Origin of the sequence: Salmonella sp. 32010601201800023SM (assembly GCF_017572235.1) — a bacterium.
GTDB lineage: Bacteria > Pseudomonadota > Gammaproteobacteria > Enterobacterales > Enterobacteriaceae > Salmonella > Salmonella enterica.
The window spans coordinates 306,349-330,409 of the sequence record NZ_JAGEQS010000006.1; the positions used below are offsets into that span (position 1 = coordinate 306,349).

A 24,061-nucleotide genomic window follows, 5' to 3' on the forward strand; every position below is an offset into this window, starting at 1 on the left:
GTACAGCTCTTTCTTACCCATAAATTCATCAGAGCAAGAGAACGTATGCTTTTAATATCTTTGAATTTTACTTCTCGACACGCCTTTTAATTAATTCATTTAATTCCCTGTCGTGGATAAAATCTATGCACTTCATGGTATTAAAATCTGATGATATCGAGCCGTTATATTTCAACCCTGAATATTTTTTCGCAATCTCATCAATTTCATGGTAAATCTCCACAGATTGTTTACCATATTCAAGGTAAGCACTGGCCGTAGCTCTGGCATCGTTTTTAACGACATCATCTTTGTATACTAATGCCAGACAATGACTCAGCGCCCAGTTTTTTAAGAGTTCCGACTGTGAATATTGTGTGGTCAATGCTTCTTGTGCAAAGGATGGCTGCCATACCAGCATTCCACTTATGCTGAAAGTAACTAATATTAACCATTTCACGGCAGTATCCACAGAGTCCCAACTTCAGGAACAAATGGTCCATTATCTGGATCATTTAATAAGTGGCACTGATCTGAACAGATACTGCCATTCCATAATGTAACGTGTCCTCTGGCATTGCTCCAGCCATGCCCTTTTACTACGATAATTCCTTTCTTCCCTATAAAGTCACTCTGTTTCGGATTATTAACAATAAGATCAGGCTTGCTCATAGTATGAGTAAGATAATCAATCATATCATTCACGCGATAAATATAGAATTTATTATCGGCACCACTAACCTTTGCATACGGAGAGTTACGGGCTATTGGGAATCCTGTCGCATTCAAAACATAGCTCATTCGAATAGGGCAGGCATTTTGAAAATAACCACCAGTTATATTTTTCCCAACGTTTCCACCAATAATGCTACCCACATCAGCGACGGAATGATTCACCTTCCTAAAAGCTAACCACGCTTCATTGAATGAAGGTCTGTTCATTTTGCTTACCCTCTAAAAATTCTGTGTAGGTCATTAATTCTCAACACGTATCTTCATGGACGCCGCTTTCTTCTGATTGTCAGAATTCACCTTGTAAAACGCTTTCACGCTCAGGCCAGGCCGCTGCGATTAGGGGTCAGGTAGCGCATCGCTACTGCCGCATCCGGAAAGCAGGAGCAGGCAAAAGGCATAGCTACCGCACATAACCACCCAGGGGGTTACGCCATTTATTCACTGTAAATTCCTTTAAAATCAAAACAATAAAACCAGCCAGACATAACATCTGGCCGGAAAAACAGCCGTTAAATTTCTTTGTTGGCCTTGAAGTCGTAGCCTGCGGTGATGGTGCCGCCGCTGCCGCCCTGCTGGTTCTGCACCACGTATTCCTGCTTCACGGTGCTGAAGGAGAGCTCCACCGTTTCACGGGAGGCGATTTCACCATCGTGGCTGCCGCTCGGAGAAACCACGGCGACAATCAGGTCGGTGAAGGTATACTTGAGGTACTCCAGCGGATTGCCGCCAGCCTTACGCATAACCAGAATGGCCTGCGGAATGTGCTTGCCGGAGGCGCAGTATTTGAACAGGTTCGGGCTGGCGCGATCGATATAGTGATCAAAATCCAGGTTGGTGACGGAGACCTTACCGGAGCCGAGGCCGCTACCGGCGTGCATGGTGGATTCCTGATGAATATTCCAGCGCCAGCTCAGTACTTCAATTTCATTTTTGTGTTTGTCATCCATTGACTCGCCATCAATGCCGTCAATTTTTAAAAAAATGTCATAAGCCATTTTTATATCCTTATTAAGTTTTACTTAAAATAAACCTGATTTTATCTATATCTTTTTGTTTATAGATAAATCATTGCCGTACAGAATCCTTCTCCAATAACTTCAGGAGAACAGAAGACTGTATATTTTTCCGGTACCGATAATGTATTTAGTTATTTTATGAATTTGCATTATTTAATGCATATGAATAATGCTTCATAACTTCCGATAATAAAAACCATAACCTGTACTGAAATTTTCACGTCTCAAATCGCTAATTACAGATAAAAGATATAGACTGGTCTTCTGGCGATCCCTCAAAATTATGAGTCTTACAGCGAGTAGAAGAAGCAGGTATTGGTTGCGTCAACCATATCTGTTCATGACCATAAATACACGAAACCCAATAGCGATCGGTTTCTTTATCGCTAACACGTTCTGTTTCCCATACAGACCAATTTTCACCGTTTACTTTTTTAGTCTCTGGTTTGAGATCCATCAGGTTTTCAGGTTTACCCTGCGTTACCCCAATACTACTTAACCATAAACGCGACATATATCGAGGAGAAAGCTGCCACGGCGCTGGGACATCAGACTTCAGGCTCACAGCAGAAGACTGAGTATCAATAACAGCCGGACAACTGACTTCCCAGGCTACAGCATATTGTGAAAAGAGCAGAACAATACCAGGTAACAGATGAAAAGTTGAGCTTATGGTCATAATATGTATTTCCTACTCAATGATATAAAAAGCTTCGGCATTGTTACTGGCATTCGGATATGTGTCATCATTACGTACCCCACCTTTACGAGACCGTGGGCGAGACGAAATTCTTTTCTTCATATCCCTCTTTATATTCTCTATCTTCTCTGACTTCACTCGCTTAAACATTCACAAAATATATATCAGGCATTGCCCTGCTTCACTGACGGCAGTTTTGTCACCAGGCGCAGCGATCCCGTCAGCCCTTCAAGCTGGAAATGCGGACGCAGGAAGAATTTCGCGTCGTAATAACCTGGATTGCCTTCGACCTCTTCCACCACTACTTCAGCGGCAGCCAGCGGACGACGGGCTTTAGTTTCTTGCGAGGAGTTCACCGGATCGGCGTCGACGTAATTCATAATCCATTCATTTAGCCAGCGCTGCATATCCTCACGCTCTTTAAAGGAACCGATTTTGTCGCGGACGATACATTTGAGGAAGTGAGCGAAGCGCGAGCAGGCGAACAGGTACGGCAGACGGGCGGACAGGTTGGCGTTGGCCGTCGCGTCCGGATCGTAGTATTCCTGTGGTTTTTGCAGCGATTGTGCGCCGATAAAGGCGGCATAGTCTGAGTTTTTACGGTGGATCAACGGGATAAAACCGTTTTTCGCCAGTTCAGCCTCGCGGCGGTCAGAGATGGCGATTTCGGTCGGGCATTTCATGTCCACGCCGCCATCGTCAGTCGGGAAGGTATGGCAGGGAAGATTTTCCACCGCACCGCCTGATTCCACACCGCGAATCAACGTACACCAGCCGTAGTGTTTGAAGGAACGGTTGATGTTTACGCCCATCGCGTAGGCCGCGTTGCTCCAGACGTATTTGGTATGGTCAGAACCATTCGCATCTTCTTCAAAATCAAACTCGTCCACCGGGTTGGTTTTTGCGCCATACGGCAGGCGGGCAAGAAAACGCGGCATCGTCAGGCCAATATAACGGGAGTCTTCGCTAGCCCGCAGCGAGTTCCACGGCGCATATTCCAGGTTCTGGGTGACGATTTTGGTCAGGTCGCGGGGATTCGCCAGCTCCTGCCAGGAGTCCATTTGCAGTACCGAGGGGGAAGCCCCGGCAATAAACGGCGCATGGGCCGACGCGGCGACTTTGGCGATAGAGCCAAGCAGATCCACATCGGGCGGTGTATGGTCGAAGTAGTAATCCGCAATGATACAGCCATAAGGTTCGCCACCTAACTGGCCGTATTCGGCTTCATACAGTTTCTTGAACATCGGGCTTTGATCCCAGGCGATGCCCTTGTAACGCTTCATGTTGCGCCGCAATTCATCTTTTGACAGATTCATGAAGCGAATTTTCAGCTTTTCGTCGGTCTCGGTGTTGTAAACCAGATGCTCCATACCGCGCCACGAGGATTCCAGCTTCTGCCAGTCGGGATGTTGCAGGATCAGTTTGATCTGTTCGGTCAGTTTAAAGTCGATCTGCGCAATAATAGCGCTGATGCTTTTATAGGCGTCATCGCTGACGGTGATCGTGTTCGCCAGCGCCTGTTGCGCCAGCGTCTGCACCGCGGCTTCCACGGCTTTTGCCGCCTGGGTAGTCTTGGGTCGGAAGGCCTGATTCAGCAACGCATCAAATTCACCGGATGCGGAGGCGGTATCCTGAGCAACCGCGTCGGTTGCCTGCATATTACTGTTTGCCATGAAAATTCCTTAAAAATTCGACGTTATTCCGCTGATTCATTATCCGCTGACACATCTTGCTGGGTAGCGGCCGATTTCGGCGCATTCGCCAGCGTTTTCAGCAGAGTCGGGTCCTGCAACAGTTTATTGACCAGATTTTCCGCCCCCGCCTTGCCATCCATGTAGGTCTGGAGGTTCGCCAGTTGAGTGCGGGCTTCCAGTAACTGGTTCAGGGCGTCCACCTTGCGGGCAATCTGTGCCGGCGAAAAGTCGTCCATATTTTCCAGCGTGATATCGACCATCAACTGACCTTCACCCGTCAGCGTATTCGGCACAGCGAACGCCACGCGCGGCGCAATGGCTTTCATGCGCTCATTGAAGTTATCAATATCAATATCGAGGAATTTGCGATCCGTCACCGGCGGCAGTTCTTCACGCGGTTTCCCGGCCAGATCGGCCAGCACCGCCATCACGAACGGCAGCTCGATTTTTTTCTCGGAACCGTAAATCTCTACGTCATATTCAATCTGCACGCGCGGCGCGCGGTTGCGCGCGATGAATTTCTGCGCGCTATTGTTGATAGCCATAATCCTTCATTTCCTTTTTAGTCAACTGGTTGCCGCAAGGGGAGCGGTATACCGGTACAGTTTTTAAAATCGCACTACGGACACTTCGAACGGCCGGTTTCAGCAAACGATCTCAAAAACAATCTGCTCATCACCATTAACGCCGATATCAATCTGCCTGATCGCGGCTTTTTCCGTCATGGCCTGCAACCAGTAGCGCGACAGTCGTGGCAGAATGTGCTGTTCGATGTAGCCAATCAGCAACCGCGCGCCCGTTTCATGCATTGGACAGCACGCCACAATATGTGCGACCAGTTCCTCGCTATACGTCAGCGTCACGCCGTGCTGTTCACTCATCCGCGCCACCAGCCGGTCAAGGTGCAGACGGGCAATCACGCCACGCGACGTTTCGTCCAGCGGCAGGTAAGGGATCACCGTCACGCGGCCCAGAAATGCCGCCGGGAAATGCTTGCGCAATTCCGGCATTAGCGCCTCTTTAAGCCCCGTAGCATCGGGCATTAAGGCCGGATCTTCACACATCTGGCTGATGAGGTCGGAACCCACGTTGGTGGTGAGTAATAGCGTGGTGTTTTTGAAATCGACATGTGTACCCTCGCCGTCCTCCATCCCACCCTTGTCAAACACCTGATAGAAGAGTTCGTGGACGTCATGGTGCGCTTTTTCGATCTCGTCGAGCAGCACTACGCTCCAGGGGTGGCGACGCACCGCTTCCGTCAGCACACCACCCTCGCCATAGCCCACATAGCCGGGCGGCGCGCCTTTCAGCGTGGAAACGGTGTGAGCCTCCTGGAACTCGCTCATATTGATGGTTACCAGGTTCTGCTCACCGCCGTAGATAGCCTCCGCCAGCGCCAGCGCGGTTTCGGTTTTACCGACACCGGATGGCCCGGCCAGCATAAACACGCCCACCGGTTTGCGTGGATCGCCCAGTCCCGCCCTGGCGGTCTGAATACGTTCACCAATCTGCGCCAGCGCGCCGTCTTGCCCGGTAACGCGTTGCGCCAGTCGGGCAGGCAGTTCCAGCACCTGACTGGCCTCATCTTTCACCATGCGCCCGGCAGGAATACCGGTCCAGTCGGCGACAATCGCCGCGACCACCGCCGCGCTGACTTCCGGGAACACCACCGGCGCGTCGCCCTGCCACTCCCTTAGCGCCGTTTCGGCCTGTTGCAGCGTGGTTTTGTCATCAGCATCTGACTCTGCGAGACGCAGTTCCTGCAACGTATGTACCAGTTCCAGCTCCCGCTGCCAGCGGGATTCGGATGCAGTCAGTTCATCGTTGAGCGAGAAAATTCGCGCCGTCAGCGCATCGCGCCGCTCATCTGACTGAATCCCCATTTTTTCCTGCTTCTGCAACAGCGACCGTTCCATTTCCGCCGCTTTTAGCTGCTGGCGCAGGAACTGTACGCTGGCAGGCGGCGTGTGCAGCGTCAGCGCCACGCGGGCCGCGGCGGTATCCAGCAGGCTGATGGCCTTATCCGGCAACTGCCGGGCGGGAATGTAGCGGTGAGAAAGCTGTACCGCCGCACGTACCGCCTCATCCAGAATCAGTACGTTATGGTGTTTTTCCAGCGTATCCACCAGACCACGCACCATTTCCATTGCGGGGATCTCTTCCGGTTCGGCAATCTGCAACACCTGAAAACGACGGGTCAGCGCCGGATCTTTCTCAATATGGCGCTTGTATTCGCTCCAGGTGGTGGCGCCGATAGTCCGCAGGGTGCCGCGCGCCAGCGCCGGTTTCAGCAGGTTAGCGGCATCGCCCGTGCCGGATGCGCCGCCCGCGCCCACCAGAGTGTGAACTTCATCGACAAACAGAATAACCGGCTGCGGCGAGCGCCCGGCCTCTTCCAGTAACCCTTTCAGACGCGATTCAAACTCGCCTTTCATGCTGGCTCCGGCCAACAGAGCGCCAACGTCCAGCGCCAGCAGCCGTACTTCCCGCAGCGCGGGCGGCACTTCCCCCTGCGCAATCGCGAGGGCAAAACCTTCGACGACCGCCGTTTTCCCGACGCCCGCCTCACCAGTCAGTAGTGGATTATTCTGGCGACGGCGCAGCAGAATATCCGTCATGGTGCGGATTTCATGCTCACGCCCCGTCACCGGGTCGATTTTGCCGTCGCGCGCCTGTGCCGTCATGTCCTGACAGTATTTCGCCAGCGCGGATTTACCGTCCTGCACGCCGCCGGGAATCGCCTGGCTGCTTTCGCCGGGAATGGCTGACGCCAGGCCGGAGCCGTCGTAAGGGCGCTCCTGCGCTTCCGGCGATGTTTCGATCAACGAGGGCAGTATTTCCGTCAGTTCATCAACCGGAAGCGTGGCCAGCGGCGCGCAGATACTGCTCAGTACCCGACGCAGTTCTGGCGTGGTCAACAAGGCCAGCAGCAACCAGCCGCTGCGAATTTTGTTATCGCCGTAACGGACGCTCGCCAGCATCCAGGCCTTTTCAACGCTGAGATCGATATGGTGAGAAAAATCACTAATGGCGCTGGCCCCGGCGGGCAGCATATCCAGTTGCCGGAGTAACGCTTTCTCCACATCAGAAAGAGGGATCTGGTAATGCCGAAGAACGTGGAGAATATCGTTATCGGGCTGCTGTGTTAACTGGTGCAGCCAGTGAGTCAGCTCAACCCAGGGATTAGAGCGTAGTTTGCAAAATGCCGTTGCCGATTCCAGCGACCGGAATAGTGGGCCGGCCAGTTTTCCATACAACGCACTGCGTGAAACAGGAGTTTCCATGTGTTATGCCTTGTGACATAAAAATTCATAAAAATAATGCATCAATGCATATAAATATATAAACAATTCTTTATTGATAGCCTCGAAAAAATATCGAAACAAAACAATGATACAGATCAGGGACTAATTAGCAACTAAGCCGTTAATATTAAATAATCAATGAACAGCAAGATAAAAATCGCAATTGCAGAATTAAAAGAAATAATATTTCAAAAAAGACATCTATGCATACAACAATGCATTCACGACGAAAATAATAAAAAGGGTGTCATCAATAATGACTCCCTATAAATTTAGTTAAAATTATTTATGAATTAAAACTCCCTAAACGTTTCCTCCAGAAAAATAAATACATTTAAGGGACATAATGAAACAAGACATGTGGGAATTACGGAAAATACAGTCGCAGGGTATAACGGATAACGCACAGTATCCCGCAGGGACATACATCGTATTTACTGCCGCCGCCCCCTACATTCCGCTTTTTGAGCAACATGGGAAAGACGATATCGCGCTCAGTCTTGTTCGCCACGAAGAGGCGTGGTGGATTGTTAATCACTCTGATGAACTGTGCTGTGCCGTCAATGAGCAGGTGATGGAACCTCATCACCGTATGCGGCTGAATGATGGAGATACGATTGAATGGGGTCTGTCATCCTGGTGCCTTGCCCGCACCAATGATGAGTCCCGTCCCGATGTTTCGTTTCCTCAGTTGGTTCAGTCATCTGAATCCGTTGCTGAGTACCTGGATCTGGACTGGTTTAAACAACAACAGCTCAATCCGCAGAACCCGTTCGATATTATTCCCGTCCGGGAAACCGCATCCTCTTACACCGGCCATGAAGCGGATAGCACGCTACACCAGCTTTACCAGGAATATCAGCAGGCATTGCGGCCCTCCGGGCAGGAAAAGCCCCTCCGTGATAAACCGTTTCCCCGAAATGAAGACGCTGTCACCCAGGATTTGACGTCGTTATACGATAAAAAGGGCGACACCGACACGTTACAGGATATGGTGGCAGGCGCGCCCGGTATTGATGCCATTCTGGATACGCTGGACACGACCGGTGAGGGTGAAATGCACTGGCTGGCGATGGAATCAATGCCCGATATCCTGCAACTGCTCTCACCGGAACTGGCGGGGAAAACCGCACATAGCGAGATACTGCCCGATCTGACCCGCCGCGAGCATCGTATTATTGGCATCGATAGCCACTACCGAATCACTCCGACACAGAAAAATGGAAATACCGCCCATGAAAAAAACTGACACGCTTCCTGCTACCCTGTCCGCGCTGCTACAGGAATACTCTATTGCGGAGGGGATTCAGATGGCGGAGCAGCAGGTTCGGGAAAATCCGGCGAAGGCGCTCTGCCGCCATAGCCTGTTTCAGTTGCTGTGTGTGGCCGGAGACTGGTCGCGGGCGCTGCACCAGCTTCAGCTATGCGCCAGGATGGAGGCCAATTATACCCAGGAGGCCCGGCTGTACCGGGAGCTGGTTCGCTGCGAAATGTTCCGCCACACCGTTTTTCAGGGTGAACAACGACCCGGTTTTCTTCTGCCGCAGCCCGTTTGGGTGGAGTCACTGCTGGCGGCACTCGCCTGTCATGACGATACCGGTGAGGTTGATAAACACCGTAATACCGCACTGGAAGCCATAACAGATACTGGCGGACAGTGGAACGGCGGCGCATTTGACTGGGCGAGCGACAGCGATTCCCGCCTTGGCCCGGTACTTGAGCTAGTCACCGGCGGCGTGTATATCTGGCTGCCGTTTTCGCAAATACGCTCGCTGGAATCGCCGCAACCGACGCGCCTGACCGATCTGCTGTGGAAACCCGTTAATATCACCCTTGTGAATGGCGATACGCACGGCGCCTGGCTCTTTACCCGTTACAGCGGTTCGGAAAGTGCATCTGACGCCCTGCGTCTGTGCCGGGAAACCGCCTGGCAGGACGGCCCCGGCGAAACCACCGTGCGAGCGCTGGGGCAGAAAGTGTGGCTGACCAGCCACGGCGATATCAGCCTGCTGGACATGGCCCATTGTACCTTTCATGCTCAGGAAAACGATGGCGCATGAGCACGTCTCGTTTTACACCCGCTAACCACCTGCTGCCTACGCTGTTTGATCGGCTGTGTGACAATGCTCCGTATCAGAAAATTGACCGGGATATCAGCGTCACGCCGGTACAACTGAAGGAGATCATTCGTCGGGATCTCTCCTTTTTGCTCAATACCATTAGCCACGAGGGTGACATCGACGCCCGGCGCTATCCGCAGGCGGCGGCGTCAGTGCTCAACTATGGCCTGCCGCCGCTGGCGGGCAGCTTTATGTATGAGCACAAGTGGGACGATATCAGCGAGGCGATCCGGCGCGCCATTATCCGTTTCGAACCCCGGCTGAACGCCGCCACACTCAGGGTCACGCCCTTGCTCGATAAAACCCGGCAGGGTAGCTATAACACGCTACAGTTTGAAATTCGCGGACAAATTCTGACGCAGCCGTATCCCACGGAGTTTCTGGTACGCAGCGCGCTGGATATGGAGCTGAGCCGCATTACGTTCTTTTAATACAGGGCATTATTCATGGATCCACGGCTACTGGAGTATTACAACCGCGAACTGAGCTACCTGCGGGAGACCGGTGCTGAGTTCGCCACCCTCCATCCCAAAATTGCCGCCCGGCTGGGGATGCAGGGAACCGATATTGCCGACCCGTATGTGGAACGCATGATCGAGGCGTTCAGCTTTCTGAGCGCCCGCACTCAGCTAAAAATTGACGCCGAGTTTCCCCGCTTCACACAGCGGTTACTGGAAGTCGTCAGCCCCAATTACGTCACCCCCACGCCATCGATGGCAGTGGTAAAGCTGTATCCCGATACGCAGGAAGGCGACCTGGCGAAAGGGGTCACCGTGCCGCGCGATACCGCGTTCGTTTCCCCTATCCCGGAAGGTGAAAATACCGCCTGCCAGTTTCGCAGCAGCCAGGACGTCACTCTGTGGCCGCTGTCCATCGAGGAGGTACGCCTGACCGCCGCGCCGCCGGATATGCCCGCCCTGCACCGCTATCTGCCGCCTAATATTCATGTCGCCGGGGCATTGCGCATCACCCTGCGAACCTTCGGGGAACTGACTTTCAGCGAGCTGGCCGGTCCGGCACGGCTGCCCTTTTACCTCTGCGGCGAAGAACGCATTGCGTCACACCTGTTTGAGCTGCTGCATACCAGCGCCGTCGCCACACTGGCCGGTGAGCCCGGACACTTTGACGGCGAACTGAATGTGAATCTTCAACACCCGGTGGCGCACGAAGGGCTGGAGCCAGGGCAGGGGCTGCTGCCGCTCGCCTGGAACGTGTTTCACGGCCATAATCTGCTGCATGAATTTTTCGCCTGTCCGGAACGGTTTTACTTCTTCACCCCGACCGGATTGTCTGCCGGGTTACAAAAGGTGCAGGGCAATGTGGCGGAAATTGTCATACTGCTTAACCGCCTGCCGCCGGACTGGCTGATTCATCAGACGGACGCTGCACAGTTCAGCCTGTTCTGTACGCCGGTGATCAACCTGTTTCCCCGCACCACCACCCGGATTGAAGTTACTCACAGCGTGACGGAACAGCATCTGGTGGTGGATCGTACCCGTCCGCTGGATTACGAGGTGTTTTCTGTTCAGGAAGTCGAAGGCCTGGAAGCGGAAACCACACGGAAGATGATTTTTCGTCCGCTGTATCACACCCGTAATAATGACGAAGGCAACCACGGGCGTTATTTTTCACTGCGTCGTGAGCCGCGCCGCTCGTCAGAAAACGCCCGCCGCTATGGCACCCGAACCCCCTATACCGGCTCGGAAGTCTTCCTGTCGCTGGTTGATCAGCATGAAGCGCCCTACCCGGAAAATCTGCGCCATATCACCGTCACGGCAATGGTGACTAACCGCGATCTGCCCTGCCTTATTCCACGTAATGGCCGGGATGATCTGACCGTAGATGCGGCGATTCCGGTGGCGGGCGTAGGTCTTATCAAACCGCCGCGCCCGCCGCAGCCGCCGCTGGCTGAACGCGAAATGGCCTGGCGGCTGATCCGGCAGTTGTCGTTTAATTATCTGCCGCTGGCCGATCTGGATCACCGCACCGGCGGCCAGGCGCTGCGCGATCTGCTGAATCTGTTTATTCCGGCTCACGACAGCCCGCAGTCGCGCCAGGTGCGCAGCCTGATTGGCTGCAAAACCACCCCGGTGACCCGCCGCCTGCCCGGCTCCGGCCTGTTGGTCTATGGCCGGGGCGTCAGTTGCGAACTGACCGTGGACGAAGAGGGATTTTCCGGTATCAGTCCTTACCTGTTCGGTCTGGTGCTGGAACACTATATTGCCCGCCATGTTTCCATTAATACCTTCTCGCAGATGACGCTGCACTCGATGCAACGCGGGCATGTCATGACCTGGCCGGTCAGAACCGGGCAACGGGGGAGCGTATGACCGGCGCTCTCGACCAGGCGCAGAAAACCCCCTGGCGTTACGGATTCCTGAACCTGATGCGGCGCGTGGATGCCCAGCTCTGTGATACTCCGGCAGGCAGTATCTGGCAGCCACGGATGGAAAAATTCCGTCTGGGACAGACGCCGACGATGACCTTTGCGCCACGGGAAATCGCCCAGGTCAGCTGGCAGGATGGACGCCTGCACCTGAGCCTGTACAGCCTCGGACTATGGGGGCCAAACGGCCCGTTGCCGCTGCACTATACCGAGCTGGCGCTAAACCGCTCAGAGAGTCGTCACGATCCGACGCTGGTTCATTTTTCCAATATTTTTCACCACCGCTGGCTGACGCAGTTCTGGCAGGCATGGCGCAGCGCCCAGTCCGCTGGTGGCGGGCTGGACAAACCGGAACACGACCGTTTTGCGTTTTATATCGCCAGTCTCAGCGGGCAGGATCTACGGGAAAGCGCCGAAAGCCCGCTGTCAGATCATGTTCGCCTGGCAGCCTCCGCCCATCTGGTACGCGAATCGCGCAATCCTGACGGGCTGGCCGCCACGCTGGCGCACTATTTCAGCGTACCTTTTGCGGTGAAAGAATTCGCCCTGCACTGGATAACGGTGGCGAACGATGAAATCACCCGTCTGGGCACGCCCGCGCAGTCTTCGGTGCTGGGCAACGGGGCGCTTATCGGCCAGGCCGTACCGGATATGCAGTACAAATTCCGGCTAATTATCGGCCCGCTCACGCTGGAGGATTACCTGCGTTTTCTGCCCGGCGGCAACAATCTGCCCGTGCTGACAGAACTGGTGCGTACGTTCATCGGTTTTGAATATTGCTGGGAAATTGAGCTGCAGTTGAAGCCTCATGCCGCACCGCCTGCGGTGATCGGCGGTGCGCAGCGGCTTGGCTGGACGGCCTGGGCAGGTAAAGCCATGCATGACCGTCCGGTGACCGGCATGATTTTTGAACCTGAACACGGCTTAACCCACTGAGAGTAATGATATGGACATGTCCCTGACTAAACCGGTAAGCGCGGAACAACCCTGCGGCCCCGATCCGGAGTACGACCCGGAATACCTGCTGCTGTTCAGTCGCGCCGCCCCCCAGGCGGAGGCGCAATATGGTGATTTTGTCAGTACGCCGGAAGCCGTGAACTGGCCGGAAATTGAGCGTGATGCGCGCCGTCTGCTCACGCGCAGTAAGGATATCCGGGTGTTGATCCTGCTGCTGCGCAGTCGCATCCAGCAGGCTGGCGCACAGGGACTGGCGGAAATGCTCACACAACTGGCAGAACTGAGCGTAATCTGGTCTGATGCACTCCATCCACAGCTGCTTACCGGCGAAGGCGCATCCGCAGAATCTATTGAAGATGCGGCGCTGGCGCGCAGTAATGCCCTGGCGGCGCTGCTGGATCACGAAGGCGTGATGGCGGACATTCGCGGTATTACGCTGTCAAACAGTGCCGCCCTGCGCCTACAGGTACGGGATGTGGAGCGCGCGTTATCCGCCCCTCGCCCGGCTGATGCGCTGGCCCCCGAATCCGTCCGCCAGCAACTGGCCGACCTCGAAGCCCGTGGGGCATTACCGCTGGCGGCGTTTCGCGAAGCGCAGGAAAGCGCAGAACGCCTGCAAGTGTGGGCGCGTGAGACATTAGGCGATCTGGCTCCAGATTTTTCACGCCTGCGGCAGTTGTTGGCGCTGCTGCCTGACGTGGTACAGACAACCACACCGGAAATCCCTCCGTCGCCAGCGCCAGTGCCAGACCCCGCAGGCACGGTTATGGATAATGCCGTTCCGGCACGGGCAGAGGATGTGCCGCCTGTCAACGCGCCACCCGGTATATCCCTCCTACACAATGCTGAACCGGGGCCAATTCGCGATCGTAATGATGCGCTGGAACGCCTGCGGTGTATTCGTCGCTGGTTTGAGAGCAGTGAACCCAGTAGCCCGACCATCCCACTGTTACGCCAGGCTGAAAGACTGGTGGGAAAACGGTTCTCGGAGGTGATCAATGAGATCCCGGTGGAGTTGCTGGAGAAGTGGGATGCCCTGGAGTGATGATGCGCATGTCTGGCGGTTCTCCGTAATTATCTGAGTGATATCAACATTACGCAGTCTGCTTCTGCGCTGAACATGTCCCGATCCCGGTTAAGCACCGCCATGAGGCCGCGCCTTAAATGTCAGTGGGATCAAAATAGCCATGACAGTGAAAGAAGTGGCGGTAATATCCTGTTCGTCATCCAGGCGTAGGCCCATTTGCGTCAGATTCCACGATAGACGGTGGAACTTCTTGAAGACGAAAAAAAACCGTATCCCTTTTACAGTGATACGGTTTTTTTACTTCACAGGATGTATAAAAACACCCTGAGATTTGTATCTGGCGGAACGGACGGGACTCGAACCCGCGACCCCCTGCGTGACAGGCAGGTATTCTAACCAACTGAACTACCGCTCCGTGATGTTCCCGCTGGGAACGAGGCGAATATTACGGTTTGCGGTGTCGCCCGTCAACGCTTTTTCTCACCTTTTGAATCAGTTGCTGCAAAAATCGCCCGAAGGATGATTTTTATAGCCTAAAAAGGAATAAATTATGCCCGCCAAAGGCAACTTCCGCCCTTTTTCTGCACCAGATCAAGCCGCGATTCATGCGCAGCCAGCTCTTCCTCAGAGGCAAAAACGACCCGTAACCGGCTGGCCTGGCGAACGATTCGCTGAATGGTCGCTTCACCTTGCTGCCGTTGCGTCTCTCCTTCCATCGCAAACGTCATGGACGTTTGCCCGCCCGTCATCGCCAGATACACTTCGGCAAGGATCTGGGCATCGAGCAATGCGCCGTGCAAAGTACGTTTGCTATTATCTATCTCATAACGCGAACACAGCGCATCAAGGCTGTTACGCTTGCCGGGGAACATTTTCCGCGCCAACGCCAGGCTGTCGGTAACTTTGCAGAAAGTATTGGTTTTAGGAATATCGCGTTTAAGCAGACCAAACTCATAATCCATAAAGCCGATATCGAACGATGCGTTATGGATGACCAGCTCCGCGCCGCGGATATAATCAAGAAACTCATCGACCACATCAGCAAAAACCGGCTTATCCAGCAGAAACTCATCGGCAATACCGTGTACGCCAAACGCCTCCGGATCCACCAGCCGATCCGGCTTCAGGTAAACATGAAAATTGTTGCCGGTCAGACGACGGTTTATCACCTCAACCGCACCGATCTCAATAATCTTGTGACCTTCATAGTGCGCGCCTATCTGATTCATACCGGTGGTTTCGGTATCGAGGACAATCTGTCGTGTAATTGCAGTGCTCATATCGGTCATTTATGTCAGACTTGCGTTTTGTTATCGATTTCAATTACAGGAAGTCTACCAGAGATGCTTAAACAGGTAGAAATTTTCACCGATGGCTCTTGCCTGGGGAATCCAGGGCCTGGTGGTTATGGCGCTATCTTACGCTATCGCGGTCATGAAAAAACGTTTAGTGAAGGTTACACACTGACCACCAATAACCGTATGGAACTGATGGCGGCGATCGTCGCGCTTGAAGCGTTAAAAGAACATTGCGAAGTGACATTGAGCACCGACAGCCAATATGTGCGGCAAGGAATTACCCAATGGATTCATAACTGGAAGAAACGCGGCTGGAAAACAGCGGAAAAGAAACCCGTAAAAAATGTCGATCTGTGGAAACGTCTCGATGCTGCGTTAGGCCAGCATCAGATCAAATGGGTATGGGTCAAAGGCCATGCAGGCCATCCCGAAAACGAGCGTTGTGATGAACTGGCGCGCGCCGCGGCAATGAATCCCACGCAGGAAGATAGTGGCTACCAGGCGGAAGCTTAGCCATCCGGTTTGCGATATTGCCGGGTGGCGCCAACGGTCTGGCGGATAGGGGTTTTACTTTTATTATGTCGCAGCGGATTAAGCGTAAGCGGAATGGTCCGCTTACGGGCCACAATAAGCTGTAAACAGCCCAGCGCCGGGATATGCGTATTTAAAAGCCGCCCTCCCTGCTTTTTCCAGGGTAAGACATGAAAACGGCTATAATGTAGCACTTCAAAATTGAGTAAAGACAGCCAGTCCAGTTGCCGCATAAGGGTAAACATCCGACTATTATAGGGCGGTGTTTTACGTAAAACGGGTACCAGTTTACGTAACCCCATCAAACTCAGCGGGTTAAATCCACTGATGACCAGCCAACCGTCATCAATCAATACGCGGTCGGCTTCCCGCAATAAACGGTGCGGGTCGGTACACCACGGCAAAGTATGCGCCAGCAGACAAACATCGACGGATTTATCTGCAAAAGGAAGGTGTAGCGGATCGGCCAGAACCTGCATCGGTGAGCCCTGCGATGAAACATTCACTTGATGGGAGACCGCGCACGCTTCGGAATTGATTTCTGCGCTTAAATTACCGATTTTAAGCAAATGGAAACCATACATTTTTGCAAACCACGGATTTAGCTGCTGTTCCAGCGCCTCACGGTAGTAATTGCCCCAGGGCAACTCACCCCAACATCCGGGCGCAACGACAGTTTGAGAGAGCCTTGCCGGTTTCATCGCAACCTTCCGCTAATTATTTGAGAGGTAATATATGAATCTTAACAGTATTCCCGCGTTTCAGGACAATTACATCTGGGTGCTGACCAATGATGAAGGCCGCTGTGTGATTGTTGATCCCGGCGAAGCGGCACCCGTCTTAAAGGCCATTGCTGAACATAAGTGGATGCCGGAGGCGATTTTTCTGACGCATCACCATCACGACCATGTTGGCGGAGTCAAAGAGCTGTTGCAACACTTCCCGCAAATGACGGTTTATGGACCGGCGGAAACGCAAGACAAGGGAGCAACCCATCTTGTTGGCGATGGCGATACTATTCGCGTTTTAGGCGAGAAATTTACTCTTTTTGCCACGCCGGGTCACACGTTAGGACACGTCTGTTACTTTAGCCACCCTTACTTATTCTGCGGCGACACGCTGTTTTCTGGCGGCTGTGGTCGACTGTTTGAAGGCACGCCATCACAGATGTATCAGTCACTTATGAAAATTAATTCTCTGCCTGACGACACGCTCATTTGCTGCGCTCACGAATACACTTTAGCTAACATTAAGTTCGCATTGAGCATACTTCCGCACGATTCGTTCATAAATGAATATTATCGTAAAGTTAAAGAGTTACGTGTAAAAAAACAAATGACATTACCCGTTATTCTTAAAAATGAGCGTAAGATTAATCTTTTTTTAAGAACTGAAGATATTGATTTAATTAACGAAATAAACAAAGAAACAATATTGCAACAACCAGAAGCGCGTTTTGCATGGTTAAGGTCAAAGAAAGACACGTTCTGATAATTCTTACTTGTCATTCGCTAACTTCGCCGTTATGATCGGTCGTCTTTTAAGCAACTATTGACACACACATGAAGGCAAAAGCGATATTACTCGCCTCTGTCCTGCTTGTGGGGTGCCAGACGTCTCAGAACACTGGCAACGTCCAACAGCACGCACAGAGCCTTTCTGCAGCTGGTCAAGGGGAAGCAGGAAAGTTTACGAGTCAGGCACGATGGATGGACGACGGAACGTCTATCGCGCCAGATCAGGACTTGTGGGCTTTCATTGGCGACGAGCTAAAGATGGGAATTCCGGAAAACAGCCGGATTCGCGAACAGAAACAGAAGTATTTACGCAATAAGAGCTATCTCCACGATGTAACTTTACGGGCAGAGCCGTATATGTACTGGATAGCGGGGCAGGTTAAGAAACGTAACATGCCTATGGAGCTGGTACTACTACCCATAGTGGAGAGCGCTTTTGATCCTCACGCAACGTCTGGCGCCAATGCCGCAGGCATCTGGCAGATCATACCGAGCACAGGGCGCAATTATGGTTTAAAGCAGACCCGTAATTATGACGCGCGTCGCGATGTTGTAGCCTCTACGACCGCCGCGTTAGACATGATGCAGCGTCTGAACAAAATGTTTGACGGCGACTGGCTGTTAACCGTTGCAGCGTATAACAGCGGCGAAGGCCGTGTTATGCGGGCAATTAAAGCAAACAAAGCGCGTGGAAAACCGACGGATTTCTGGTCGCTTTCTTTGCCCAGAGAAACAAAACTCTACGTACCTAAGATGCTGGCATTGAGTGAAATTCTCAAAAACAGCAAACGCTACGGCGTACGTCTGCCAACAACAGATGAAAGCCGAGCGCTGGCACGAGTTCGTTTAAACAGTCCAGTTGAAATGGCCCAGGTTGCGGATATGGCGGGCATGTCTATCAGCAAGCTGAAGACGTTTAATGCCGGTGTAAAAGGGTCTACCTTAGGCGTAAGCGGTCCGCAATATGTTATGGTGCCCAAAAAGCATGCCGAGCAGTTGCGTGAGTCGCTGGCTTCCGGTGAGATTGACGCCGTTCAGTCCCAACTGATCGCCGACAATACGCCGTTGAATAGCCGTAGCTATAAGGTGCGCTCTGGCGATACGCTTTCCGGTATTGCTTCGCGGCTTGGCGTAAGCACGAAGGACTTGCAGCAGTGGAACAACCTGCGTGGTTCGCGCCTGAAAATCGGGCAAAGCCTGACCGTGGGCGCTGGCAGCAGCGCGCAACGACTGGCAAACAATAGCGATAGCATTACCTATCGTGTCCGTAAAGGCGATTCGCTTTCCAGTATCGCCAGACGTCACGGGGTGAATATCAAAGATGTGATGCGTTGGAACCATGATACGGATAATCTACAACCGGGCGATCAGCTTACGTTGTTTGTGAAGGACAATAGCACGCCAGACTCCTGATATTGTCCGACGAAAAAGCCAAAAGGCGCCGCTTCCCCCGGCGCCTTTTAAATTGCTATACCGCTTTATGCGCTTCCAGCATGATAGTATCTCTGCTAAACGAGCCGTCATCCTGCAACTCAAAATAACGCTTCACCTCTACCGGGGCGCTCGCCTGATATAATCGAATCGCCTCAACCAACGGCGCTGGCGTACGCATCCGCGTTACCCATGAGCGAAACTCCAGCGATAAACGATCTGTTATCACGGTATTCGTTACCAGCATCGCGTTATTGACCATCGCCAGCCATTCGCCACTGGAATAGTTACGGACATGCGACGTGTCGCGTAACGCCTCCACCGTTTGCAGCCAGATATCGCGTACAGGATGTCCAGGCGACATGACATCCATGATAATCAGCACGCCACCGGGCTTTAATACACGATTAACCTCACGCAATGCCAGACCAACGTCGTGCCAGTGATGCGCGGAATAGCGGCTAATCACCACCTCAAACGATGCATCTTCAAAGGGCAGTTTTTCGGCATAGCCTTGCCGGAGAGTAATATTACTTAAATGTCTTTCTTCCGCCGCTCCAGCGACAACCTCAAGCATGCTGGCGGATAAATCGTATGCCACGACCGAGTTGGCATGTTGCGCAGCGACAAAACTCGCGTGTCCAGCCCCACATCCCATATCCAGTACGTTCGCGTGGGAAAAATCAGACAGCCTTTGCGCCAGCCGCGCTAAGTCACGACCTGATGCGTGAACGGCGCTATGTAAATAGGCGTTCGCCTGTGAACCAAACTGCTTTTCAACATTGTCATGATGGGAATGCGTTGTCATGGTAGTGCCCTTCTGTTATGAGAAAAATAGAGGGCAGCACCCGAAGAGGCCTGCCCCACGGCAGACCTGACGCACCTTTATTGCTCAGGTTTGCCGGGACTGAATTCAACGAGTAGCGGATTGTGATCGGAAGCGCGCGTCACCAGTACGGAGGCTTCATTCACGTTTAACCCACGATAAAAAACAAAATCCAGCGGTCGTCCAAACGCACGACGGCGCTGATCGTCAGTGAAACGCACCTGGCGCAGCGACATCTCACGTGCAAAGCGGTACAACGCATTCATACGTGGACGGCTCCAGGCATTAAAATCACCCGCCATAATGACAGGGCCGCTATGGTGCGCAATCTGGTCGCCGATCGGAAGTAACTGCTTACTGTATACGTCCACGCCCAGACTAAAATTTACCGCATGAACATTTACTACCATTAATAAACGGGTATCCGGCAAGGGATATACCGTCACCAGGGCTGATTTCGCCAAACGTAAAATCGGTTCTCTTTCCCGTAAAGGGCAGCAGTAAACAGGATGGGCGGCAGAAAGCGTCATGACGCCAGACGGATGCTGAGGTAGTACAAAAGCGGGAACCTGGTCGGCGGCAAGATAGTTAGCGGTGGCAAACTGTACCAGTTCAGGCGTCGTCTGTGCCTCCTGCAACAGGACCAGATGCGCATCTTTGCCGTAGTTCTTCAGCACCGATAACCATTCGGCTCGCTGCTGCTTGAATATATTCCACACGAGGATACGGATCCGCTCTTCACTGCTTAGCGGTTCCCCGGCGGGCAATGCCTGGCCGATGCTCGCAAACGACCCTGGCGGCAAAATCCGCTCGGCGGGCTGTCCGGCAACATAGCGCATCGCATAGGTATTTTTTCGCACTTTTGACTTTCAAACCTCTGTAACGTCAACCAGTCCTCAACCGGACTGGTTCTTCTGTTATAGGGATTTTAGCACTCACTTTCAACGAACAATTGCAGTTTGTTTTGTAAGTAGGCGCTTACATCAATAATTTACTCCAGAGCAATGCGTACAGGTTTATCAAGACGTCCGCTGACACCCATCAGCAGGAAAGCCACCAGAACAATGAGGGCGCCAATCCACGGCGTCTGCGCCAAACCGTAATGCTCCACCGTTTGCCCGCCAATCACGGAGCCCAGCGCAATACCAATGTTAAACGCCGCAATGTTCAGACCTGACGCCACATCTACCGCATTAGGCGTGAATTGTTCCGCTTTCTGTACCACGTAGACCTGCAACCCCGGTACGTTACCGAAGGCAAAGACCCCCATCACTAGGATGGTAGCCAGCGCGGCATACTGCGTGGAGGCCGTCACCTGGAAGACCATCAGCAGAACAAACAGCGCGGCGAAAATGAATTTCAGCGCCGGCACGGCACCATGCTTATCCGCCAGTTTACCGCCCCAGATATTGCCGATAGCCACTGATACGCCATACCCCAGTAAGATCCAGCTTACCGCTGCCGGGGAGAATCCCGCCAGATCCTGCATCATTGGCGCCAGGAAGGTAAATGCCGTGAATACCCCGCCGTAGCCCAGCGCCGTAACGGCGTAAATCAGCAACAGACGAGGATGAGTCAGTACTTTCACCTGGTCACGAATGCTGGCGGCCGCCCGACCGGGAATATTGGCCGGAATCAGCAATTGACTGCTCATCAGCGCAATCACGCCTAACAGTGATACCGCAAGGAAGGTCTCACGCCAGCCAAAATGCTGACCGATAAATGTTCCCAGCGGCACGCCCGTGACCAGCGCTACCGTTAAACCACCAAACATAATAGCGATCGCAGAAGCCGCTTTCTCTTTTGGCACCAGACTTGTCGCGATGGTAGATCCAATCGAGAAGAACACGCCGTGCGCCAGGCCCGTCAGCAGACGGGCGACGATTAATGTCATATAGCCCGGTGCCTGCCATGCCAGCAAATTCCCCGCCGTAAACAAGACCATCAGCGCGACCAGTAACTGTTTACGCGGCAGGCGTCCGGTCAGCGCGGTTAGCACCGGCGCGCCAATAGCCACACCCAGCGCATAGATTGAAACCAGCATTCCGGCGGAAGGTAACGAGATAGCCAGTTGTTGAGCAATGGTCGGCACCAGGCCGACAATCACAAACTCAGTCGTACCGATAGCGAAAGCACTTATTGTCAGTGCAAATAAAGCGAGAGGCATACATAACTCCATAACAGCAGTAATCAGATGACACGCAGTATGCCTGGATGTTTTAATGACAAAAATAGCCAAAATATCAATTTAATTTTGCTTCAGGAGCAAAAATGAAAGCCACCTCCGAAGAACTCGCAATTTTTGTCGCTGTCGTGGAAAGCGGCAGCTTCAGCCGGGCGGCAGAGCAGCTTGGACAGGCCAATTCCGCTGTCAGCCGGGCAGTTAAAAAGCTGGAGATGAAGCTCGGCGTCAGTCTGCTTAATCGTACGACCCGACAGCTGAGCCTGACTGAAGAAGGAGAGCGATACTTCAGGCGCGTGCAGCAGATACTGCAAGAAATGGCCGCCGCAGAAACGGAAATCATGGAGTCGCGTAATACCCCGCGCGGCTTACTGCGTATCGATGCGGCAACGCCGGTAATGCTGCATTTCCTGATGCCGCTGATTAAACCTTTTCGTGAACGGTATCCGGAAATAACGTTGTCTCTTGTCTCCTCAGAAACGTTCATCAATCTTATTGAACGAAAAGTGGATGTTGCGATACGCGCAGGCACGTTGACAGATTCAAGTCTGCGCGCGCGTCCGTTATTTACCAGTTATCGTAAGATTATCGCCTCACCGGATTATATTGCCCGTTTTGGCAAGCCAGAGACCGTTGAAGAGTTAAAACGGCATCTGTGCCTGGGGTTCTCAGAACCTGTTTCGCTCAATACCTGGCCGATTGCCTGTAGCGACGGGCAGCTCCATGAGATCAAATGTGGGATTTCTTCCAATAGCGGGGAAACGTTAAAACAACTTTGCCTGAACGGTAACGGCATTGCATGTCTTTCAGATTATATGATTGATAAAGAGATCGCGCGGGGAGAACTGGTGGAACTGCTGGCCGATAAACGTCTGCCGGTAGAAATGCCTTTCAGCGCCGTTTACTACAGCGATCGCGCCGTCAGCACACGCATTCGGGCATTTATCGACTTTTTGAGCGAATATATAAGAACAGCTCCCGCAGGAGCTGTGAAAGAGGGGTAAAGGTACAAAGGATCGGGTAATTAATCCCAGGCAGGAGCCAGTCCTTCCGGGCTAACCAGACGATCGTTGCAGTCCAGTGCCGCGATCGCATTTTTATCTTCGGCATCCAGATGCAGATCCTGCGCCAGCAGGTTGCTTGCCAGATTTTCACGCCTGGTGGATGAAGGGATCACGGAGTAACCTTCACCCATTGCCCATGCCAGAATAACCTGCGCCGGGGTCGCATTATGTTTAGCCGCAATGCGCGCAATCACTTCATCTTTCAGCGCCTTACCGTATGCCAGCGTCATATAAGAGGTGATGTGGATACCGTGCGCTTTCGCCCAGTCAACCACCTTACGATTCTGCAGATACGGAGATAGCTCAATCTGGTTGGTGGCGATATTGTCTGCGCCCACCGCGGCAATAGCCTTTTTCATCAACGGAATGGTGAAGTTTGAAATGCCAATTTCGCGAGTCAGCCCTTGTTTTTTAGCTTCCAGCAATGCCAGCATAAATTCTTCGACAGACACAGCATCACCCGGAGATGGCCAGTGGATCAGCGTCAGATCGACATAATCGGTACGCAGTTTTTTCAGGCTCTCTTTCAGGCTTGGGATTAGCTTGTCTTTGCTAAGGTTTTCAATCCAGATCTTGGTGGTGATGTACAGCTCGCTACGTGGTACGCCGCTCTCAGTAATCGCCTGTCCAACAGCCGCTTCATTATCATAGATTTGCGCAGTGTCGACAGCACGGTAGCCCAGTTCAAGCGCCGTTTTCACAGAAGCGATAACCACGTCGTCTTTCAGGCGAAAAGTACCTAAACCGAATGCAGGGATAGTCATAGAATTCCTCTTTTTAATCACTATGTTCGTTAACTGAGGGGATTATGACCTTCAGCGCTTTGTAGAAAAAGAGCGAGAAATGCAGAGGATTTTTGCGAATTGAGCAATAATTAAATCGCAGGCAAAGAAAAAGCCCTGAGCTAATGCTCAGGGCTCTTAATAAGTGGCGGAACGGACGGGACTCGAACCCGCGACCCCCTGCGTGACAGGCAGGTATTCTAACCAACTGAACTACCGCTCCACCGAATTCTTTTACAATCACTGATTTTTACATCAGTTTACTGCTTAAATTGATGCCTGGCAGTTCCCTACTCTCGCATGGGGAGACCCCACACTACCATCGGCGCTACGGCGTTTCACTTCTGAGTTCGGCATGGGGTCAGGTGGGACCACCGCGCTACGGCCGCCAGGCAAATTCTGTTATCAGACCGTTTTTACGTTCTGATGTAATCTGAATCAGTGCTGAAAATCGTCTCTCATCCGCCAAAACATCTTCGGCGTTGTAAGGTTAAGCCTCACGGTTCATTAG

24 protein-coding genes, 2 tRNA genes, 1 rRNA gene and 1 pseudogene are annotated in these 24,061 nt (G+C 52.7%); 10 read left to right on the forward strand and 18 right to left on the reverse strand.

Annotated elements, in window-relative coordinates; translation table 11 throughout:
* Positions 1–67: 67 nt before the first annotated feature.
* From J4617_RS18640 to tssH, 9 genes and pseudogenes are all read right to left on the reverse strand, one after another.
* Positions 68–451 carry a type VI secretion system amidase immunity protein Tai4 gene (locus J4617_RS18640; protein ID WP_000379146.1) on the reverse strand — a complete coding sequence of 128 codons (384 nt, stop codon included), beginning with the start codon at positions 449–451 and terminating at the stop codon, positions 68–70.
* Positions 436–921 (reverse strand): type VI secretion system amidase effector protein Tae4, encoded by a 486-nt coding sequence (locus J4617_RS18645; RefSeq protein ID WP_017465829.1) that lies wholly within the window; start codon positions 919–921, stop codon positions 436–438. The genes J4617_RS18640 and J4617_RS18645 overlap by 16 nt, the downstream gene beginning before the upstream one ends.
* A gap of 42 nt (positions 922–963) precedes the next feature.
* Positions 964–1,156: pseudogene (locus J4617_RS23105) on the reverse strand (type VI secretion system lipoprotein TssJ); the annotation flags it as partial.
* 67 nt (positions 1,157–1,223) lie between these two features.
* On the reverse strand, positions 1,224–1,709 hold the full coding sequence (locus J4617_RS18655) for an Hcp family type VI secretion system effector (RefSeq protein WP_000312802.1): 486 nt from the start codon (positions 1,707–1,709) through the stop codon (positions 1,224–1,226).
* Between the two features lie 253 nt (positions 1,710–1,962).
* Positions 1,963–2,409, reverse strand: coding sequence for an STY0301 family protein (locus J4617_RS23210; protein ID WP_020437319.1), 447 nt, complete (start codon positions 2,407–2,409; stop codon positions 1,963–1,965).
* Positions 2,410–2,421: 12 nt separating this feature from the next.
* Positions 2,422–2,580, reverse strand: coding sequence for a BPSL0067 family protein (locus tag J4617_RS18665; RefSeq protein WP_001584850.1), 159 nt, complete (start codon positions 2,578–2,580; stop codon positions 2,422–2,424).
* A gap of 14 nt (positions 2,581–2,594) precedes the next feature.
* On the reverse strand, positions 2,595–4,103 hold the full coding sequence (tssC, locus tag J4617_RS18670) for a type VI secretion system contractile sheath large subunit (protein WP_017465830.1): 1,509 nt from the start codon (positions 4,101–4,103) through the stop codon (positions 2,595–2,597).
* Between the two features lie 23 nt (positions 4,104–4,126).
* Entirely contained in the window at positions 4,127–4,669 is a 543-nt protein-coding gene (gene tssB / locus J4617_RS18675) for a type VI secretion system contractile sheath small subunit (RefSeq protein ID WP_000996817.1), read from the reverse strand.
* 99 nt (positions 4,670–4,768) lie between these two features.
* On the reverse strand, positions 4,769–7,408 hold the full coding sequence (gene tssH, locus J4617_RS18680) for a type VI secretion system ATPase TssH (RefSeq protein ID WP_017465831.1): 2,640 nt from the start codon (positions 7,406–7,408) through the stop codon (positions 4,769–4,771).
* Positions 7,409–7,775: 367 nt separating this feature from the next.
* Between tssH and tagK the strand changes: the two genes are divergently transcribed.
* Genes tagK through J4617_RS18710 form a run of 6 tightly spaced genes read left to right on the forward strand, consistent with a single transcriptional unit; the run spans position 7,776 to position 13,937 of the window.
* Complete coding sequence (gene tagK / locus J4617_RS18685; protein ID WP_017465832.1) at positions 7,776–8,678, forward strand: type VI secretion system-associated protein TagK; 903 nt, start codon at positions 7,776–7,778, stop codon at positions 8,676–8,678.
* A complete protein-coding gene (locus J4617_RS18690; RefSeq protein ID WP_000750548.1) occupies positions 8,665–9,489 on the forward strand; it encodes a type VI secretion system accessory protein TagJ in 825 nt (274 codons plus the stop codon). The genes tagK and J4617_RS18690 overlap by 14 nt, the downstream gene beginning before the upstream one ends.
* A complete protein-coding gene (gene tssE, locus J4617_RS18695) occupies positions 9,486–9,980 on the forward strand; it encodes a type VI secretion system baseplate subunit TssE (protein WP_000108007.1) in 495 nt (164 codons plus the stop codon). Before J4617_RS18690 ends, tssE begins: the two co-directional genes overlap by 4 nt.
* A gap of 15 nt (positions 9,981–9,995) precedes the next feature.
* Positions 9,996–11,879, forward strand: a complete 1,884-nt coding sequence (gene tssF, locus J4617_RS18700; RefSeq protein WP_000371506.1) for a type VI secretion system baseplate subunit TssF — start codon at positions 9,996–9,998, stop codon at positions 11,877–11,879.
* Complete coding sequence (tssG, locus tag J4617_RS18705) at positions 11,876–12,871, forward strand: type VI secretion system baseplate subunit TssG (RefSeq protein WP_000145239.1); 996 nt, start codon at positions 11,876–11,878, stop codon at positions 12,869–12,871. The genes tssF and tssG overlap by 4 nt, the downstream gene beginning before the upstream one ends.
* A 10-nt stretch (positions 12,872–12,881) precedes the next feature.
* The gene (locus J4617_RS18710) at positions 12,882–13,937 is read left to right on the forward strand and encodes an ImpA family type VI secretion system protein (RefSeq protein WP_017466164.1); all 1,056 of its coding nucleotides are present in this window, start codon (positions 12,882–12,884) and stop codon (positions 13,935–13,937) included.
* A gap of 320 nt (positions 13,938–14,257) precedes the next feature.
* Here J4617_RS18710 and J4617_RS18715 read toward each other — a convergent pair.
* Together J4617_RS18715 and dnaQ are read right to left on the reverse strand one after the other, a co-directional pair.
* Positions 14,258–14,334 (reverse strand) — tRNA-Asp (locus J4617_RS18715).
* Positions 14,335–14,467: 133 nt separating this feature from the next.
* Positions 14,468–15,199 (reverse strand): DNA polymerase III subunit epsilon, encoded by a 732-nt coding sequence (gene dnaQ / locus J4617_RS18720; protein WP_001670675.1) that lies wholly within the window; start codon positions 15,197–15,199, stop codon positions 14,468–14,470.
* A gap of 63 nt (positions 15,200–15,262) precedes the next feature.
* Here dnaQ and rnhA point away from each other — a divergent pair, with 63 nt between their 5' ends.
* Positions 15,263–15,730: a ribonuclease HI gene (gene rnhA, locus J4617_RS18725; protein WP_000917872.1), complete on the forward strand. Its 468-nt coding sequence runs from the start codon at positions 15,263–15,265 to the stop codon at positions 15,728–15,730.
* On the opposite strand, the gene J4617_RS18730 is transcribed toward rnhA, so the two are convergent.
* Positions 15,727–16,449 (reverse strand): class I SAM-dependent methyltransferase, encoded by a 723-nt coding sequence (locus J4617_RS18730; protein ID WP_000801238.1) that lies wholly within the window; start codon positions 16,447–16,449, stop codon positions 15,727–15,729. The two genes, rnhA and J4617_RS18730, sit on opposite strands and share 4 nt — an antisense overlap.
* Positions 16,450–16,483: 34 nt before the next feature.
* On the opposite strand from J4617_RS18730, the gene gloB reads away from it, so the two are divergent.
* A complete protein-coding gene (gene gloB, locus J4617_RS18735; RefSeq protein ID WP_001052773.1) occupies positions 16,484–17,239 on the forward strand; it encodes a hydroxyacylglutathione hydrolase in 756 nt (251 codons plus the stop codon).
* Positions 17,240–17,310: 71 nt separating this feature from the next.
* Complete coding sequence (mltD, locus tag J4617_RS18740; protein WP_000644706.1) at positions 17,311–18,678, forward strand: murein transglycosylase D; 1,368 nt, start codon at positions 17,311–17,313, stop codon at positions 18,676–18,678.
* A 55-nt stretch (positions 18,679–18,733) separates the two neighbouring features.
* On the opposite strand, the gene J4617_RS18745 is transcribed toward mltD, so the two are convergent.
* The 3 genes from J4617_RS18745 to J4617_RS18755 all read right to left on the reverse strand — a co-directional run bounded on the left by J4617_RS18745 (position 18,734) and on the right by J4617_RS18755 (position 21,689).
* Positions 18,734–19,504 (reverse strand): class I SAM-dependent methyltransferase, encoded by a 771-nt coding sequence (locus J4617_RS18745; RefSeq protein ID WP_017466165.1) that lies wholly within the window; start codon positions 19,502–19,504, stop codon positions 18,734–18,736.
* A gap of 77 nt (positions 19,505–19,581) precedes the next feature.
* Entirely contained in the window at positions 19,582–20,382 is an 801-nt protein-coding gene (locus tag J4617_RS18750; protein ID WP_001230970.1) for an endonuclease/exonuclease/phosphatase family protein, read from the reverse strand.
* 131 nt (positions 20,383–20,513) lie between these two features.
* Entirely contained in the window at positions 20,514–21,689 is a 1,176-nt protein-coding gene (locus J4617_RS18755; RefSeq protein WP_001127538.1) for an MFS transporter, read from the reverse strand.
* Between the two features lie 104 nt (positions 21,690–21,793).
* Here J4617_RS18755 and yafC point away from each other — a divergent pair, with 104 nt between their 5' ends.
* On the forward strand, positions 21,794–22,708 hold the full coding sequence (gene yafC / locus J4617_RS18760; RefSeq protein ID WP_000648534.1) for a DNA-binding transcriptional regulator YafC: 915 nt from the start codon (positions 21,794–21,796) through the stop codon (positions 22,706–22,708).
* A 20-nt stretch (positions 22,709–22,728) separates the two neighbouring features.
* On the opposite strand, the gene dkgB is transcribed toward yafC, so the two are convergent.
* The 3 genes from dkgB to rrf all read right to left on the reverse strand — a co-directional run bounded on the left by dkgB (position 22,729) and on the right by rrf (position 23,943).
* On the reverse strand, positions 22,729–23,532 hold the full coding sequence (gene dkgB, locus J4617_RS18765) for a 2,5-didehydrogluconate reductase DkgB (RefSeq protein WP_000154885.1): 804 nt from the start codon (positions 23,530–23,532) through the stop codon (positions 22,729–22,731).
* Positions 23,533–23,696: 164 nt separating this feature from the next.
* Positions 23,697–23,773: transfer RNA gene (locus tag J4617_RS18770), tRNA-Asp, on the reverse strand.
* Between the two features lie 54 nt (positions 23,774–23,827).
* Positions 23,828–23,943, reverse strand: a 5S ribosomal RNA gene (rrf, locus tag J4617_RS18775).
* Between the last annotated feature and the right edge of the window lie 118 nt (positions 23,944–24,061).